Source organism: Pontibacter cellulosilyticus (assembly GCF_014306105.1).
Taxonomy (GTDB): Bacteria; Bacteroidota; Bacteroidia; order Cytophagales; family Hymenobacteraceae; genus Pontibacter; species Pontibacter cellulosilyticus.
Genome location: NZ_JACRVF010000005.1, coordinates 318,171 through 334,309, shown reverse-complemented (window position 1 = coordinate 334,309; position 16,139 = coordinate 318,171). Strand labels below are relative to the sequence as shown.

Annotated in this window: 14 protein-coding genes; 8 read left to right on the top strand and 6 right to left on the bottom strand. The window is 46.5% G+C overall.

Going from position 1 to position 16,139, the window contains the following annotated elements; genetic code table 11:
- Nucleotides 1-98: 98 nt before the first annotated feature.
- Nucleotides 99-1,406, top strand: a complete 1,308-nt coding sequence (locus H8S84_RS16915) for an acetyl-CoA hydrolase/transferase family protein (RefSeq protein WP_230407231.1) — start codon at nt 99-101, stop codon at nt 1,404-1,406.
- Nucleotides 1,407-1,467: 61 nt separating this feature from the next.
- On the opposite strand, the gene H8S84_RS16910 is transcribed toward H8S84_RS16915, so the two are convergent.
- The 5 genes from H8S84_RS16910 to H8S84_RS16890 all read right to left on the bottom strand — a co-directional run bounded on the left by H8S84_RS16910 (nt 1,468) and on the right by H8S84_RS16890 (nt 8,321).
- Nucleotides 1,468-2,982: a DUF1501 domain-containing protein gene (locus H8S84_RS16910; RefSeq protein WP_187068546.1), complete on the bottom strand. Its 1,515-nt coding sequence runs from the start codon at nt 2,980-2,982 to the stop codon at nt 1,468-1,470.
- 90 nt (nt 2,983-3,072) lie between these two features.
- Nucleotides 3,073-4,428 carry a DUF1800 domain-containing protein gene (locus tag H8S84_RS16905; RefSeq protein WP_187068545.1) on the bottom strand — a complete coding sequence of 452 codons (1,356 nt, stop codon included), beginning with the start codon at nt 4,426-4,428 and terminating at the stop codon, nt 3,073-3,075.
- Nucleotides 4,429-4,675: 247 nt separating this feature from the next.
- The gene (locus H8S84_RS16900) at nt 4,676-6,976 is read right to left on the bottom strand and encodes a nitric-oxide reductase large subunit (protein WP_187068544.1); all 2,301 of its coding nucleotides are present in this window, start codon (nt 6,974-6,976) and stop codon (nt 4,676-4,678) included.
- 60 nt (nt 6,977-7,036) lie between these two features.
- On the bottom strand, nt 7,037-7,936 hold the full coding sequence (locus tag H8S84_RS16895) for a hypothetical protein (RefSeq protein ID WP_187068543.1): 900 nt from the start codon (nt 7,934-7,936) through the stop codon (nt 7,037-7,039).
- A 61-nt stretch (nt 7,937-7,997) separates the two neighbouring features.
- Nucleotides 7,998-8,321 (bottom strand): hypothetical protein, encoded by a 324-nt coding sequence (locus H8S84_RS16890; RefSeq protein WP_187068542.1) that lies wholly within the window; start codon nt 8,319-8,321, stop codon nt 7,998-8,000.
- 227 nt (nt 8,322-8,548) lie between these two features.
- Here H8S84_RS16890 and H8S84_RS16885 point away from each other — a divergent pair, with 227 nt between their 5' ends.
- From H8S84_RS16885 to H8S84_RS16855, 7 genes are all read left to right on the top strand, one after another.
- Complete coding sequence (locus H8S84_RS16885; RefSeq protein WP_187068541.1) at nt 8,549-9,085, top strand: cytochrome c; 537 nt, start codon at nt 8,549-8,551, stop codon at nt 9,083-9,085.
- A 29-nt stretch (nt 9,086-9,114) separates the two neighbouring features.
- On the top strand, nt 9,115-11,157 hold the full coding sequence (gene nosZ, locus H8S84_RS16880) for a Sec-dependent nitrous-oxide reductase (RefSeq protein ID WP_187068540.1): 2,043 nt from the start codon (nt 9,115-9,117) through the stop codon (nt 11,155-11,157).
- Between the two features lie 265 nt (nt 11,158-11,422).
- Nucleotides 11,423-12,034 (top strand): hypothetical protein, encoded by a 612-nt coding sequence (locus H8S84_RS16875; RefSeq protein WP_187068539.1) that lies wholly within the window; start codon nt 11,423-11,425, stop codon nt 12,032-12,034.
- The gene (locus H8S84_RS16870) at nt 12,031-12,492 is read left to right on the top strand and encodes a nitrous oxide reductase accessory protein NosL (protein ID WP_187068538.1); all 462 of its coding nucleotides are present in this window, start codon (nt 12,031-12,033) and stop codon (nt 12,490-12,492) included. Before H8S84_RS16875 ends, H8S84_RS16870 begins: the two co-directional genes overlap by 4 nt.
- On the top strand, nt 12,476-13,774 hold the full coding sequence (locus H8S84_RS16865) for a nitrous oxide reductase family maturation protein NosD (RefSeq protein WP_187068537.1): 1,299 nt from the start codon (nt 12,476-12,478) through the stop codon (nt 13,772-13,774). Before H8S84_RS16870 ends, H8S84_RS16865 begins: the two co-directional genes overlap by 17 nt.
- On the top strand, nt 13,737-14,444 hold the full coding sequence (locus H8S84_RS16860) for an ABC transporter ATP-binding protein (protein WP_187068536.1): 708 nt from the start codon (nt 13,737-13,739) through the stop codon (nt 14,442-14,444). Before H8S84_RS16865 ends, H8S84_RS16860 begins: the two co-directional genes overlap by 38 nt.
- Nucleotides 14,445-14,447: 3 nt before the next feature.
- Entirely contained in the window at nt 14,448-15,215 is a 768-nt protein-coding gene (locus H8S84_RS16855; RefSeq protein WP_187068535.1) for an ABC transporter permease subunit, read from the top strand.
- Nucleotides 15,216-15,688: 473 nt separating this feature from the next.
- Here the strand turns inward: H8S84_RS16855 and H8S84_RS16850 are convergent, their stop codons facing one another.
- Nucleotides 15,689-16,138, bottom strand: a complete 450-nt coding sequence (locus H8S84_RS16850) for a 6-pyruvoyl trahydropterin synthase family protein (RefSeq protein WP_187068534.1) — start codon at nt 16,136-16,138, stop codon at nt 15,689-15,691.
- Nucleotide 16,139: the final 1 nt, after the last annotated feature.

Sequence of the window (16,139 nt, the reverse complement as noted above, 5' to 3'; positions counted from 1 at the left end):
CAACTTGCAGCCGCTTCAGGAGCACGATTAAAAGATGCTTAAACCATGTATAGCAGGATGGAGTAAGTAGGTGCTAACGCATGTGCTTCTGATTTGCTATGGAAATGATGACAAGTATGGCTAACAAAAACCCCAATTACCTTAGTGCCGAAGAGGCGCTGTCTGTGATAAAATCAGGCGATAGAGTTTTTTTACATGGTAGTGCTGCAACCCCACAGTACCTTGTGCGCAAACTGGCCGAAAAGGCAGATGAACTACGCAATGTGGAAATTGTCAGCATCAGTACATTTGGTGATATGCCGCTTGCTGAAGAACGCTATGCTGACTCCTTCTTTATCAACTCGCTTTTTGTATCGGCAAATGTGCGCGAAGCAGTAAATAACGGACGTGGGGATTATGTGCCTATTTTTTTGAGTGAAATACCGCATTTGTTCCGCAGTGGTATTCTGCCTTTGGATGTTGCCATTGTACATGTATCGCCTCCAGATAGGCACGGCTTCTGCTCACTGGGCGTTTCCGTGGATATTGCCAGAGAGGCCGTAATCAGTGCAAAACATGTAATAGCGCAGGTAAATCCGCACATGCCGCGCACCCATGGCGAGGCCTTAATCCATACCCGCCGCTTTGATGCGATGGTAGAAGTAAATGAGCCGCTGCCTGAGGTAGACTATGGTTCAAAGATAACCGCTACAGAAAGAAAAATAGGGGAGTATATCGCAGAGCTGGTGGATGACGGCGCTACCCTGCAAATGGGTATTGGCGGTATTCCGGATGCTGTTCTCAATAACCTGACCAACCATAAAGGCTTAGGGATACACACCGAGATGTTCTCCAATGGTATCATGCCGCTGGTAGAAAAAGGCGTTATCACAAACGAACATAAATCAAAACACCCTGGCCGTATTGCCACTGGCTTTATAGTTGGTAACCGACAGTTATATGATTTTGTGGATGACAATCCGCTGGTAACCATGCTGCGCACCGATTATGTAAACGATGTGTCTGTAATCCGCACGAACCCAAAGGTAACAGCCATAAACAGTGCCATCGAAATTGACTTAACTGGCCAGGTGGTTTCGGATTCTATTGGTACTTACCAGTTTTCCGGCATCGGCGGCCAGATGGACTTTATGCGTGGCGCTGCATTATCGGAGGGTGGTAAGCCTATACTTGCACTGCCTTCGGTAACGGCAAAGGGTATCTCGCGCATCACACCATTTATCAACCAGGGAGCTGGGGTGGTAACTACAAGAGCACACGTGCATTATGTGGTAACAGAGTATGGCGTGGCTTACCTGTATGGCAAGAACCTGCGCCAGCGTGCCCGTGCCCTCATCAACATCGCCCACCCAGACCACCGCGACAGGCTGGAGGAAGAGGCTAGAAAACGCTTTGTAAGTTTTTAGTTAAGTATAGCACCTGGTTTGGCAACTGCTATTGTCTAACAATTCGCCAAACCAGGTGCTATTATACCACTACCACTTTTTTAGAGCTTTGGCGGCCCTCTCCTGATAGAAGTGCTATATAGGTACCGGTAGCAAGTCTGTTTGAAAAATGTTGGCTATGCCTGCCTGCGTTCTGCAGTCCATCATAAATTACTGCTACCTCCCGGCCTTGCAGATCGAAGATAGAAAGTCTAATGTGTATACTTCGTTTTAATTCATACTCAAAGGCCGCTGAATATTGGAAAGGGTTCGGGTATACTTTGTTAAGCTGCAAAGGAGCAAAACTGAAACCTGTTTCAGCTGACTTATGAAACAGGTTGAGCTTCTCATAACTTTTGCCTAAAATAGCCTCAGTCTTTGCTTTGTTTAGCCCCAGGTGATCCTGTAGAATGGTAGTATAAATTTGGCGATAGTCGTACTGGTGCAGTAGGTCACCGTTTTTATCTAAGTTTACTAAATTCGGGTTGCCACCTATAATGCCGCCTGAAACAGACTTGCCAATTACAAACAATGGTGCAGCTGTGCCATGGTCTGTTCCTCTGCTGCCGTTTTCTTCCACTCTCCTGCCAAATTCAGAGAAGGTCATTAGTACCACTCTATCAGCCATGCCGGTTGTCTCTAAGTCAGACTGAAAAGCTGTAATGGCTTCACTGAGTTGTGTAAGGGTTTTTGCATGCGCTGTAAGTTGATTTGCATGTGTGTCGAAACCGGAAATAGTGGTTAAGTATACTGGGGTTTCCAATCCGCCTGCAATAAGGCTGGCGACAATTGCCAACTGCTTGCCTATACTTGTGTTAGGATAGGTAACGGTATTTTTACCTTTGTCAGCTTTTTCCTTTACAACTGAGGCGTAGTTAGTAGACTGAGAAGATATCTTCCGCAAAAAGGCCAGTTCTGTACCAGCCAACGTACTTTCCGGAGGATCATCGTCTGCTATACTGCCACTTACCATTTGGTAAAATGTGTTGGGGTTCTCAAACACGACACTCATAGAACCTATGGGGCTTTGCAGCAACATAGACTCAACAGCACCAAGTTGTATGGCCATCGGGTGCTCTGGAATATCGGTCTCAAAATCGGGGTACATATAAGATAAGCTTCTGCCAACCCACCCGTCGTACAGGTTTTGATCAGCATCAGAGCCTGATAACCATATGTCAGTCGATCTGAAGTGTGAGCGGTTGTGGTTTTCATACCCAACATTCTGCACTATACCTAATTTCCCATCCTCGTACAAATTTCTAAATCCGGCCATGGCTGGGTTCAGACCTGTAAACTCGTTTAACGCAACTACGTCTTGCTTTTTTATACCTATCTGTGGCCGCTTGTTATAGTAGAGGTCGTCTTCGTATGGGATAAGTGTGTTCAAGCCGTCGTTTCCGCCGTTCATCTGCAGCAACACAAGTATTTTGCCGTTAGTCTGCTCTATGTTGAGCAGTAGCGGAGAGGAAAAGGCTTTCAGAGGTATACCATTTAACCCCAATGCCATAGAGCCTCCGAGCAGGCCCATGTTTCTGATAAATTCTCTTCTTTTCATTCTCAGGCAAAATTTGTGGTAAATACTATGGGAAAGAGGTAAGGCAACTAAAGTAAGCTACAGCAAAGGCAAATTGTGTGCAGCAGGTAGTTAGCACAGCTGGTACTCTGGCAGTCGCATCAAAGCTTTAAAAAAATTCTTTAGTCTGGTAACAGCCATAGGGCTATTGGTACTCCATTCTGTAGGGGTTGTTCCTTCTAAAAGTATGTTAAGCAGTAAATTCTTCTTGTTAGCGCTAAGAGGATACCGGACCAACTGTGTTGATACTTCATTAACAAACACTATGGCATTATTACAGCTAGTATAAGTACGTGCATAAGCAAGCCCATCAATCTGAAATTTTATACTTTGCCCGTTTAATCTTTTGCCATTTATGTAGGAGTCAGTTAGTGCTTGGCGGTTAGGAAAAGTAGAAGAGCTAATCCACTTTCTTTGCCCTTCCCAGCCTCTCACGTTAGGAGGGTTAAACAGATTTTGCTGTAGTAGCCTAAGTACATCTGCCAGGTAGTTATACTCCGGGTTTGATACCTCAAATGCTTTAAGCGTACCTACCAAAAGGTCTACAGGTGATTTTATTTTACTACCGATAAATCGGGTGTCGTAGAAATGATCTGAATTAAGCATAAATGCCAGCAGGGGCTTAATTTCATAATCTGCGTCTAGCAGTACAGTAGCCATTTGCTTTATAAAAGGGGCATCGGTTTTAGAGCAAATAAACTCTTTATAAAGCTTAGTGCATATGTGTTCTGCTGTTTTAGGGCTTTTGAAAATGGCATCTATAAGCGTATCGTGGTTATAATTTTCTGTTTTGCCTAAAAATGTTTTACTCGTGTTGTCAAACTTGCCTGGGTTCAGGAAGGGTCTAAGTTTGTCTACTTGCCAGCCAGTTAGTGCACGTGCAGCCTCTTTTACATCTGTGTCGGTATAATTGCCAATACCAAGTGTAAATAGTTCCAGTAGCTCTCTTGCATAGTTCTCGTTTGGTTTATTCTTTGTGTTGCTGATGCCATCCAGGTATATCAGCATGGCAGCATTGGTAGTTACAGCCTTTGTTAAGGTTCTAAAGTTACCAAAGGCATGTGTTCTGAACAGGTGGTTTTGCCAGTACATATGCTGCGGATGAGCTACTTTAATCATTTCAGAAACAAAATGATTGTGCCAGAAGAGAACCATTTTTTCCTGAAGACTATTGTCCTGCAGCATTAGTTGTATCCACCAGTTGACTAAATCCTTTTGCCTTGTAGCTCTGGTTGCAGAATCTGCGAGAGCGGGCTCTTCATTTATCCAGTTACCAGGAGGTGCAGGTGCTGTTACAGGGGCCAGTAAAACTTTGTTCACGTAGTCATTTTTCGTATAACTAAGAGCCAAAGTGATATCTCTGCTTGTGTAGCCAAACAAGCAACGTGACAGAAGATGTTGCGCAGAAGTAACGTTCCAGATTGCCATATTTATGACTTTCTAATAATTAATTGTATTTTTATGCGGTGAGATGTTTAGGCTTATACTACAAGGATGCTATATTTTGTTGTAAGTAAAGGGTGTTATTTTTATAGTATTGTAATTTATTTTTAGAATATTTGGTGAATATGCTGCTATGGTGGGTGAAAGGTGAAATTGTAGTTTAAACAACAAAAAAAAAGCCACCCATTATGTAAATGGGTGGCTTTCAACAGAAAGGAGGTAACTTAATTTACTACTTTAGTTGCTTTTCTTTTGGAGGCTCTACCAAATCAATATCCTGCACATCCTCATCCTTCTCCTGCGACCATCCCGTTTTAAGGCCGATGATAAACCAGGCAAGAGCCACCACACCGCCGGCAAAAATAGTATCGCCGATCACACGTAACCAGCGTAAAGTGTTCATGGTATCAGTTTGCATAAATTCCATAGAACGGGCATACCATAATCCATACTCTACACTGGCCCATGTTTGCAGCAGGCCGATCGGAAGAACACTGATAAGCACCATTAGAACCAAACCAACATTGATAGACCAGAATGCGAAACTAATTACTCCATCCTTCCAACGACGGCGACCAGCCAGACCCTTCAGTACGAATAGCATCAGCCCAATACCTAACATACCATACACTCCGAACAGAGCCGTATGTGCGTGTACAGGTGTGGTATTCAACCCTTGCATGTAGTATAACGCAATAGGAGGGTTAATCACGAAACCAAACACACCTGCACCTACCAGGTTCCAGAAAGCTACTGCTACAAAACAGTAGATTGGCCATTTATATGCTTTTATCCAGAGCGTCAGCTTGCTGATTTTCAGGTTGTGATATGCCTCGAATCCAATTAATACAAGTGGCACTACTTCCAGGGCACTGAAGGTTGCACCGAGCGCCATTACCGCAGTCGGCGTGCCACTAAAGTATAAGTGGTGAAACGTACCTATGATACCGCCAAACAGGAAGATGATGGTAGAAAACAACACCGTTGCCGTAGCCATTTTAGTATCCAGTAAGCCCATGCGCACAAACAGGAAGGCTATCACAACAGTAGCAAACACCTCGAAGAAGCCTTCTACCCACAGGTGCACTACCCACCAGCGCCAGTACTCGGCAATAGCGAGGTTAGTGTGCTGTCCCCACATCATGCCGGCAGCGTAGAACAGTGCAATAGCGGCAGAAGAGATCAGGAACATGCCCAGCAGGTGGCGACCTTCTACATCATTTCTAAAAGCAGGCATGATAGCACGTACCATTAGCGCCAGCCATACAAACAGGCCAACCAGCAGGAATATCTGCCAGAAACGACCTAAATCCACATACTCGTAACCCTGATGGCCGAACCAGAAGTTTTCAGTGTAACCAAGTTTCTGCATAATGCCATACCACTGGCCCGCCAAAGAACCGGCAACTATAACCAGCAGACAGAAGAACAGGAAGTTAACGCCCAGCTTCTGGAATTTAGGTTCGTAGCCCGAAACGGCCGGAGCAATGTATAAACCGGTTGCCAACCAGGAAGTGGCTATCCAGAAAATGGCCAACTGCACGTGCCAGGTACGGGTAATGGAGTAAGGCAGGTACTCAGCTAGCGGGAAACCGTAAAGCGCTTGCCCTTCCACGCCATAATGCGCCGACACAATGCCTAGTGTAACTTGCACAAGTATAAGCGCCGTTACGATCCAGAAATATTTTAGCGTCGCCTTCATAGACGGCGTGGCATTCAGGCCCAGCAATGGATCTTTTTTGGGAAGCTTGGAGTGGTCTATTTCATCTTCTTTGTTAGAAGCATAATAGTAAGCCAACATCCCTACACCAGCTATCAGTATGATCACGCTAAAACCTGTCCAGATAATAAGATCGGAGCTTGGTTCGTTGGCTACTAGTTTCTCCGATGGCCAGTTGTTCGTATAGGTTATTTTTTTGCCTGGGCGCTCGGTAACGCAGGCCCAGCTGGTCCAGAAGAAGAACGCATTCAGCTTCTGCATCCGCACCGGGTCTCCCACAGTGTTGTCTTTCATGGCGTAAGCATCGCGATGTTTGGCAAGCGCCGGATCATCTGTAAACAAAGCGGTGTAGTGCTTGCTTACATCCGCTATAGCCTCTGCACGCAGGTCTGAAATAGTAAGTATCCCGGTTGCCGGGTCGTAGGTATTTGCCCGGATGTGCTTTTGCAGCCTTGCCTCCAGCATCGCTTTGGTTTCATCGTCCAGGGCTTCATAGTTTACTCCTTTTTCCTGCTGCGCCCAGGTATCTAGGAAGAACATAGCCTCCTTGTGCAGCCAATCGGCACTCCAATCTGGGGCCACGTAAGCACCATGGCCCCAAACCGAGCCCAATTGCTGCCCACCCGTAGACTGCCACACATTTTGCCCATCCTTGATATCCTGTTCTGTAAAAAGCACTTTGCCGGACGTGGTTACCACCTTTGCAGGTATAGGCGGCGCCTCTCTGTAAATTTCGATGCCGTAGTAACCGAGTACGGCAAAGGACCCTACAATAACGGCTATAAACCCTAGCCACAAGTTTCTGTATTTCATATTGCTTTATATTTGATTGTGAAGAATCAGGAATAAATGCCTATGTGGCAGAGCTACACTTTAAAACATGTAGGTAAGACTGAGCATGGTTCTGTTATTCCCCTTGGTGGCATGGTAGTCTTCTGTGCTGCTGATAGGTAATTGCAGCGTGCCGCTTAAGGAAATGTTTTTGATGTAGGCGCTCAGACCAACGTTGCCAAAGTATGATTCTCCGCCCTTCTGTGCGTTTGTGGCGCCGTTAATTCTATCGCTCTGCGCGTGCTCATAGTATACTCCTGCACTTGGCAGCAACGCGACGGCACCTGCATTTTGCCAGTAGAAAACATTAGACGAAGCGCTGATCCTGTCTCCGAACCTGTAGCCCTCTTTGTTTTCTGTGTTAAAGCGGTAGGTTACATCGTTGCTCAGGCCCAGCTGTTTGTAGCGGATAGTATAAATGCCGTTGAGCAGGTAATCGGTGCTGCCGGTGCCGGTTTGCATATTTATCGGCATAACCTCCTCGTGCTGCTCCTGCTGGTAAGTTCCGGTTGCCAGTTTTATGCCGCCACCTAACTGCAGCGAATGTTTTATAGTATGGCGCAGGCTGTCTCCTGTATTAAGTATGGCATAGTTTGCCATTAGCGTAATATCGCCAAACCCATCGTTTTTTAGCTTTCCGTGGCTGCTATTCTGCTCATTTTTCAGGTAAGGTACAAAGGCAAAGATCTGTAGGTTTTTAACCGGTACGTAGCGTCCCCAAAGTTCGGCTGTGGTAAAGTGCTCTTCTGTAACTTCGGTGTGGCCGCCATGGGAGGCGGTGATGGTATAGGCGCGTGTGCTGTAACGCAGGCCTGCAAAATTTTTCTGGAACTGAGGCAGAATACCGAAATAGCTTCCGCCCATGGTGCAGCCTTTGTCGCAGGCCTTGCTGTTTGTGCTTATAGCGATCAGTGCTAATGCAAGCAGGATATATTTTTTCATGACTTAAACTCTGTTGTTAAAAATTGAAAATGTGTTGCCACAGAGGCAGGTAAACAGGAATTCAGGTCAGGAGCTGGGGAGGTTGAAAGATGGTACGTGCTACAGTGGGATAGCTTCTAATAGTATAGCCGAAATTCACATCATTACCCAAAGCGACAACTCCTATGGTTTCTACTTCAGAGTTTGCCACCATAAGTATAAGGTCGGTGGCTGGTAGTTTTTTGCCTGGTAGCTGCTGCTCTCTTTTCGTCTCCTTCTTCAACTCCTTTTTCAGGTAGCACTTACCCTGGCAGTCGGATGCCGAATCCTGGCGTTGCTCGCAGAGGTAGCTGCTAATGTAGGCGCGGTTAGCCTGGAACAACAGATAAATGCCTGTCTTGCTCATGGGCTGAGCGACAGCACTTATAAGTAATAGCATCCAAACAAACCGTTTCACTTGATTATCCCTTCAGTTTCAGGATCAAATGTCGGGGAGATACCTAGCCAGGAAAATGACAAAGGTCATCAGTAAAAGAGATTAAGGTCTTTTAATCCCTGACTCATGTGCTATACTTTTGCTACAGATACAAACACCGAAAACCTCAACTAGTCAATACTTTAAATACTACAACCATGAAAAACAAGAGCATACAAGTAAGCAGCATACTTAAAAGCGGATTGCTGAAGCCTGTAAAGTTGGGAGCCGTGGCTATCCTATGCGGCGCACTACTTTTTAGCTGCTCATCAAGCGAAGGAGAGGGCTCTGCAGAAGCAAGCCAGCAAGAAGCCGGACTAGCACACCAGGCTGCAGAAGCACCTGTAGCTGATGATGGAAAAGGTGTTGGGCCTGTAAAAGAAGTAACAGTAGGAGCAGAGGTAGATCAGGCGTTGGCCTCAACCGGTCAGGCTATCTTCGAAGGCAAATGTGCAGCCTGCCACCAGCTTTCTGATCAGAAAGTAGTAGGGCCTGGTCTTGCGGGTGTAACTGAAAACCGCAAGCCGGAGTGGGTAATGAACATGATCATCAACCCAGAGGAAATGACTAAAAAAGATCCGACTGCAAAGAAACTACTGGCTGAGCACTTAACGCAGATGACCAACCAGAACGTGGACGAGAATGATGCCAGAGCTATCCTGGAGTTCCTTAGAAAAAATGACCAATCAATATAATTGAAACATCAATACATAATTAGACTTAAATGGAAACTTTGATCACTAAGTTAAAAAAAGCAGCCCCTAAAGCCGCCCTGCTGATGGCAGTGGCAGCTGGCGCAGCGCTACAAGGATGTAGTCATATAAGCGGATCGGAAACTGCCAACGCAGCAACTACAGCAGTTGATTCAGACGCTGCCTCTGCCGTGTATGTAGCACCAGGTAAACACGACGAGTTGTACTCGTTCCTTTCAGGTGGCTTTAACGGACAGGTGTCTGTTTACGGTATCCCGTCCGGACGACTGCTGAAGATCATCCCTGTGTTCACACAGCACGGCGAGAATGGCTACGGCTACAGCGAGGAGTCTAAGGCGATGCTGATGACATCTCACGGTTTTGTGCCTTGGGACGACTTGCACCATCCAAAACTGTCGCGCAGCAAAGGCATGACAGACGGACGCTGGCTGTTCGTGAACGGCAACAACACGCCACGCGTAGCCCGCATTGACCTGAGCACTTTCGAGACAGTGGAGATCATGGAGATACCGAACTCAGCTGGTAACCACTGCTCTCCATACCCAACCAACAACAACGAGTACGTAATTGCAGGTACACGTTTCTCTGTGCCACTTGATATGAAAGGCAACACCGGCGACGTAAGCTTGGATAAGTATGAAGAAGAGTTCAGAGGTTCTATCTCCTTTATTAAAGTAGACCAGGAGAACGGCGACATGGACCTTGACTTCCAGATCCTGGTACCTGGCTTCGACTACGACTTAGCTAACGGTGGTAAAGGCCCATCTGAAGACTGGGTGTTCTTTACAACTTATAACTCTGAAAAAGCAGGTACTTTGAAAGAGGTTGGCGCTTCTCAGAACGACAAAGACTACTTAGCGGCAATTAACTGGAAACTGGCTGCGAAGTATGCCAAAGAAGGTAAAGCTCGTGAGATGCCAGCTAATTACTACCACAACAAGATGGACAAGAACACGCACATGGCTAAATCCACTGTGAAGAAGAAAGTGCGTTACCTGCTACCAGAAGAGTGCCCAGGTATGATGTACCTGCTTCCAGCTCCTAAGTCACCACACGGCATAGACGTAGACCCAACCGGTGAGCACATGGTAGTAAGCGGTAAACTTGCTTCTTCTATACCAGTATTCTCTTTCTCTAAAATGCAGGAGGCCATCAAGAACAAACAATTCGACGGCGAGAAGAATGGTATTCCAGTACTGAAGTATGAGTCTGTTCTGAAAGCTGAAGTTAAAGAGCCAGGCTTAGGACCATTGCATACTGAGTTCGATGGCAAAGGAAACGCTTATACTTCTATGTTCGTGTCTTCTGAGGTTGTGAAATGGAGACTGAAAGACTTCCAGGTGGTAGACAGAATGCCGGTATACTACTCAGTTGGTCACTTAATGATTCCTGGTGGCGATACGAAAGAGCCATATGGCAAATACCTGGTGGCGATGAACAAAATCACCAAAGACCGTTACTTGCCAACTGGCCCTGAGTTAGCGCACTCTGCACAACTAATCGACATCTCTGGCGAGAAAATGAAGATGCTGCTAGACTTCCCTACAGTTGCCGAGCCTCACTACGCACAGGCTATCAAAGCTGACCTGGTTGCTCCAAGAAGTGTGAAGTTCCATAAACTGGACGAGAACAAGCACCCGCACGCTGTTAAGAAAGAAGGCGAAGCCAGTGTGAAGCGTGAAGGCAAAAACGTGGTGCGCGTGAAAATGACAGCCATCCGCAGCCACATGACCCCAGATAACATCGAAGGTGTGCAAGTTGGAGATACAGTATACTTCCACGTAACTAACCTGGAGCAAGACTGGGATGTACCTCACGGATTCGCTGTAATGGGAGCCAACACCGCCGAGACGCTGATCATGCCAGGTGCTACACAGACCCTGAAGTGGGTACCGAAGAAAGCCGGTGTTTATCCGTTCTACTGCACAGACTTCTGCTCTGCGCTGCACCAGGAAATGCAGGGATACATCCGAGTATCACCAAAAGGATCTAACGTTCCGATCACTTACTCAACAGGTAAGAAGAAAACGGCACCAGTAGCCTCTGCCAAATAAGGCATTACTGGAAAACCAGCGGAGGAAGCCCCGGCAACCTCCGCTGGTTATTTAACCTGAGTTGCGGGTTATACTTATACTTGAGATCCAACTTTCCCAAAGTCCCCCTTTGAAGGGGGTAGGGGGATGTTTAACGGTAACAAAAGACTTTGCCTTTAGCTTTACACCCCTGTGGTCCCCTCAAGGGGACAATCGCAAAGAATAGGGTTCTCAAGTATACTTCTAACCTACCAGCTCACATAATTTCACCTTAACCCATACAAGGATGAAAGCTTACAACAAAGTGCTGATGATTGTGGCAGCATTATCTTTAGGCTTGCTGTTTATGTTCCCGATGTGGAAGATATACCTCAAAGCCCCACAATACCCCGAGGGACTGGAACTTCACATCTGGGTAAATAAACTTGGTGGCAGCTCCGACCACGTGCTTCAAAACTTCAATATCCTGAACCACTACATTGGTATGAAGCCTATTCATGCCGACTCTTTTGCTGAGTTGCAGTACATGCCTTACATCGTGATCTTTTTTATAGTGACCGGTGTGCTGGTGGCTCTGATAGGTAAAAGAAATCTGGTGATGGGCTGGAGCGGATTGCTGATGATCGCAGGTGCTGCAGGTATACTCGACTTTTACCTTTGGCTTGTTGACTTCGGTACTAACCTGGACCCTAAAGCTGCCATTAAAGTGCCGGGCATGACCTACATACCACCGCTGCTTGGCAATAAAACACTGCTAAACTTCGAGGCGCTTTCTTTACCTGCGCTAGGTAGTTTGGGTATTTTCTTGGGGATAACACTGTCGCTGCTAGTGTATTTCCTGAGCAGGAGAGCAGCCAGCAAAGAGCAAACTATAAAGTCTAAATACGCTCTAGTATGAAAACTTTACTTTATTTATTTAGCCTGATGCTGGCCATTGCCCTATTGGGAGGTTGCCAACCGGAACCAAAGCCAATTGCCTACGGCGCCGCTAACTGTGCCCATTGCAACATGACAGTGGCTGACAACCGCTATGGTGCAGAGCTGGTGAACGACAAAGGCAAGCTATACTTTTTTGACTCTTCGGAGTGCCTGATGGCTTACACAATTGAGCACCCGGAGTTTGGCGAGAATGCCGCTTTTTTAATGGTTACTGATTTTACCAGGCCAAACGAACTGATTGATGCCCGTGATGCTATCTTTTTACAGGCCAAGGCATTGCCTAGCCCAATGGGTATGTACCTGACAGCAGTTGCCGACAAAGAAGTTGTGGCAAAAATGAAACAGAAGCATGGCGGTCGCCTGCTAACCTGGAACGAAGCGGTTACAGCCGTACAAAAAAATGAAAGACCTGACTAAATATATCCTTTTTATGAGTACCACTTTGGTGTTGCTGCTGTCGGCTTCTTTTGCCTTCGGCAGTACACTAAAAGTGTGCAATACCTGTAGCTATACTTCGGTAAAGCAGGCTGTTAAAATGGCTAAAGCCGGTGACACCGTGCTGATAGAAGGAGGAGTATACCAGGAACATGGAATTGAAATAAACAAGCCGTTAACTATACTTGGCAGAAACAACCCGGTAATTGACGGAAACTATAAAGGCCAGATACTCACGATTACAGCTGACAATGTAACAGTAGAGGGGCTCACTATTAAGAACATCGCCACCAGCTATACCCGCGACGATGCCGGCATACGTGTAGTGGAGCGCAGCAACATCCGGATACTGAACAACACCATACTTAATACCTACTTCGGTATTTACCTGCAGAACTCAGAAAACTGTGTGATAAAGGGCAATGTGGTGACAGGCAAAGATGTAACCGGCCTAAACGAATCATCGCTGGGTAACGCCATACACCTGTGGTACTGCGACAACGCCGTGATCAGCAACAACAAAGTAAAAGGCCACCGCGACGGCATTTACCTAGAGTTTGTAAAAGACAGCGAAGTAAAAGACAACCTGAGCGAGCACAACCTGCGCTACGGCCTGCACTTTATGTTCTCCGACAGGAACGTTTATACCCACAACATCTTTCGCCAAAATGGTGCTGGTGTTGCTGTGATGTACACCCGCGACATACGGATGGAGCATAACACCTTTGAAGGAAACTGGGGAGCCGCAGCCTATGGTCTGTTACTAAAAGAGATTACCAACAGTGTAATTTACAACAATACCTTCCGCAGAAACACCACCGGCATCTACATGGAAAGCTCCAGCCGCCTGGACATACAACGCAACAACTTCGACCGCAACGGCTGGGCAATTCGCCTGTTAAGCAGCTGCATGGACGATACCTTTAAACTGAACAACTTTACCGGCAATTCTTTTGATGTGAGCACCAACGGCAACTCTACTTTAAACCATTTCGAGAACAACTACTGGGACAAATACAGCGGCTATGATCTGAACAAAGACCTGGTGGGTGATGTACCATACCGCCCGGTAAGCTTATACTCGATGCTGGTGGAGCGGGTGCCGCCCTCTGTTATGTTTATGCGCAGCTTTATGGTGGACATGCTGGATAACATCGAAAAAGTGCTGCCGAGTTTTATACCTGAGAACTTGGTTGATAATCAACCTATGATGAGGAAGATAACTTATGATAACGATAGAAAACTTACGCAAGTCATACGGTAAACTGCAGGTGCTGAAAGACGTGAACGTCCGTTTCGAAACCGGGCGGGTAGTGTCTATCATAGGGCCAAACGGTTCCGGCAAAACCACCATGAGCAAGTGTATTCTAGGCATGGTGTTACCTGATGGCGGCGACATTAAGATCAACGGCGAAAGTATACTTAGCCAGCACGCCTACCGCAGCCAGATCGGGTATATGCCCCAGATCGGGCGGTACCCTGAAAACATGAAGATCCGGCAGGTGATCCAGATGATCCGCGACATCCGCAGAGATGCCAAAGAGGTAGACGAGGAGTTGATCGGATTGTATGGACTGAAGGATATGTATGAAAAACGCATGGGCGCTTTATCTGGTGGTACAAAGCAAAAGGTAAGTGCTGCACTGGCCTTTATGTTCAACCCGCAGATACTTATACTTGACGAACCTACCGCCGGCCTGGACCCGATCTCTGCCGAGATACTGAAGTGCAAGATCCTGAAAGAGAAGAAAAAAGGAAAACTTATACTTATAACCTCGCATATCATGAGTGAAGTGGAAGAGGTGGCCGATGAGGTGCTTTGCCTGATGGATGGCCAGCTGAAGTTCCATGAGACCATTGCAAGTATAAAAGCCCAGGCAAACGAGGAGCGCCTGAGCAGGGCTATTGCTAAAATTATGAACGAGGAGGACTAAGCGATGAAAAAGATCTTAAAATACGTTTTCTACGACATCATCCGGAATAAAATTGTAGTGGCTTATACGCTATTCCTGCTAATGCTCTCTATCGGGTTATTCAACTTTGGTGGCAACCCCGACAAAGCCATACTTAGCCTGCTGAACCTGGTGCTGCTCACAGTGCCACTAATAAGCATTGTGTTTGCCACCACACACTTTTACAACTCCTACGAGTTTATGGAGCTGCTGGTAGCGCAGCCTATCAACCGCAAAAAGATTTTCCTGAGCGAGTACCTGGGCGTTGCCTGCTCGCTTTCAGGTGCATTTATACTTGGCGTGGGTGTACCTGTAGTGCTTTTCGGAGCCAGCCTTACCGGTTTATACTTACTGGTAACCGGTGTGTTCATCACATTCATTTTTGTGGCGATGGCTTTTCTGGCGTCAGTAATTACAAGAGATAAAGCGAAGGGCATTGGTATTGCCTTGCTGCTGTGGTTCTATTTCGCTTTGATCTACGATGGCATTGTGCTGTTTATACTTTACTCTTTCAGCGACTACCCGCTGGAGAATACTACGTTGGCACTTACAGCCTTAAACCCGATCGATCTGGGTAGAATCATCGTGTTGCTGAACCTGGATGTGTCGGCGCTTATGGGCTATACCGGTGCACTGTATAAAAGTATATTGGGCAGTTTATGGGGGATAGGTTTAGCGTTTGGTCTGCTGCTGGTGTGGGTGCTGGTTCCTTACCTAAGCTCAAGAAGAATTTTCTCTAAAAGAGACTTATAATAGTAGTACCTGCTGCGGCAGGATTGGATTAAGTGTTTTGGTGTTTTGAAGAGCGCAGGGCTTAGGTCCTGCGCTTTTTGTTTAAGCTTAGATGTTTAGTAATACCTAGTCCAACCACACCTGCCCCTCCTTATCCAAGGAGGGAAGTTTTTTACTTACCACTTTCAAAAGCATTGTACTATCATCTGTACTCTTTACTCTTTACATGTCTTCCTGTAAGTGGTACAACTCGAACTTGTTTCAGGAGATTTTGGTGTAAAAGAGTTAGGTAAGAGTTACAGTGCTTATACTTTGGCAATAGTAGCAGCAGTGTTCCCCTCCTTGGATAAGGAGGGGCAGGGGTGGTTGGATACAGTACTGCATAATAACTTGCCTGTCTTAAATTAAGATATTGAATCTGAAAGGGCTATCCATAAACAAAACAGCTCTGCCCACATCCTGAGCAGAGCTGTTTTAAAGCCTATACTTCTTCTTTACACCTCATCCGAAGCATACCACTCTGCAAAAGCATTCTGCGTTTCCCAGAGCTTCAGGCTATGCAACTCCACGCTGGCAGGCATTACTTTTCGGAGCCTTGTCTTAAAGTCGATGAGCATGTTTTCGCAGGTAGGTTGGTAAGGAGTGAGCAGCAGTTTATGGTGCAGCCTACGCAACGCCTCGATCAGCTTCCGGTCACAATCTGCGCGAAGCAGCAGGGCATGATCTACGGCATCAATAACAGTCTCCTGCACCAGCTGCTTCAGATCACCAAAGTCCAGCACCATACCATTTTTGGGATGCTCCTCGTTCACGATGGGCAAGCCGATAATGGTTACCTGCAATTTGTAAGAGTGCCCGTGAATGTTGCGGCAGGCTCCATCGTAGCCTTGCAGTGCATGGGCTGCCTCAAACGTAAACAAGCGGGTAAGTCTGATCTTGGTCATT

What these genes read in the sequence shown, in the direction of transcription:
- H8S84_RS16915 (WP_230407231.1), top strand. Translation starts at nt 99, where the DNA reads ATGGAAATGATGACAAGTATGGCTAACAAAAACCCCAATTACCTTAGT.
- H8S84_RS16910 (WP_187068546.1), bottom strand. Translation starts at nt 2,982, where the DNA reads ATGAAAAGAAGAGAATTTATCAGAAACATGGGCCTGCTCGGAGGCTCT.
- H8S84_RS16905 (WP_187068545.1), bottom strand. Translation starts at nt 4,428, where the DNA reads ATGGCAATCTGGAACGTTACTTCTGCGCAACATCTTCTGTCACGTTGC.
- H8S84_RS16900 (WP_187068544.1), bottom strand. Translation starts at nt 6,976, where the DNA reads ATGAAATACAGAAACTTGTGGCTAGGGTTTATAGCCGTTATTGTAGGG.
- H8S84_RS16895 (WP_187068543.1), bottom strand. Translation starts at nt 7,936, where the DNA reads ATGAAAAAATATATCCTGCTTGCATTAGCACTGATCGCTATAAGCACA.
- H8S84_RS16890 (WP_187068542.1), bottom strand. Translation starts at nt 8,321, where the DNA reads ATGAGCAAGACAGGCATTTATCTGTTGTTCCAGGCTAACCGCGCCTAC.
- H8S84_RS16885 (WP_187068541.1), top strand. Translation starts at nt 8,549, where the DNA reads ATGAAAAACAAGAGCATACAAGTAAGCAGCATACTTAAAAGCGGATTG.
- nosZ (WP_187068540.1), top strand. Translation starts at nt 9,115, where the DNA reads ATGGAAACTTTGATCACTAAGTTAAAAAAAGCAGCCCCTAAAGCCGCC.
- H8S84_RS16875 (WP_187068539.1), top strand. Translation starts at nt 11,423, where the DNA reads ATGAAAGCTTACAACAAAGTGCTGATGATTGTGGCAGCATTATCTTTA.
- H8S84_RS16870 (WP_187068538.1), top strand. Translation starts at nt 12,031, where the DNA reads ATGAAAACTTTACTTTATTTATTTAGCCTGATGCTGGCCATTGCCCTA.
- H8S84_RS16865 (WP_187068537.1), top strand. Translation starts at nt 12,476, where the DNA reads ATGAAAGACCTGACTAAATATATCCTTTTTATGAGTACCACTTTGGTG.
- H8S84_RS16860 (WP_187068536.1), top strand. Translation starts at nt 13,737, where the DNA reads ATGATAACGATAGAAAACTTACGCAAGTCATACGGTAAACTGCAGGTG.
- H8S84_RS16855 (WP_187068535.1), top strand. Translation starts at nt 14,448, where the DNA reads ATGAAAAAGATCTTAAAATACGTTTTCTACGACATCATCCGGAATAAA.
- H8S84_RS16850 (WP_187068534.1), bottom strand. Translation starts at nt 16,138, where the DNA reads ATGACCAAGATCAGACTTACCCGCTTGTTTACGTTTGAGGCAGCCCAT.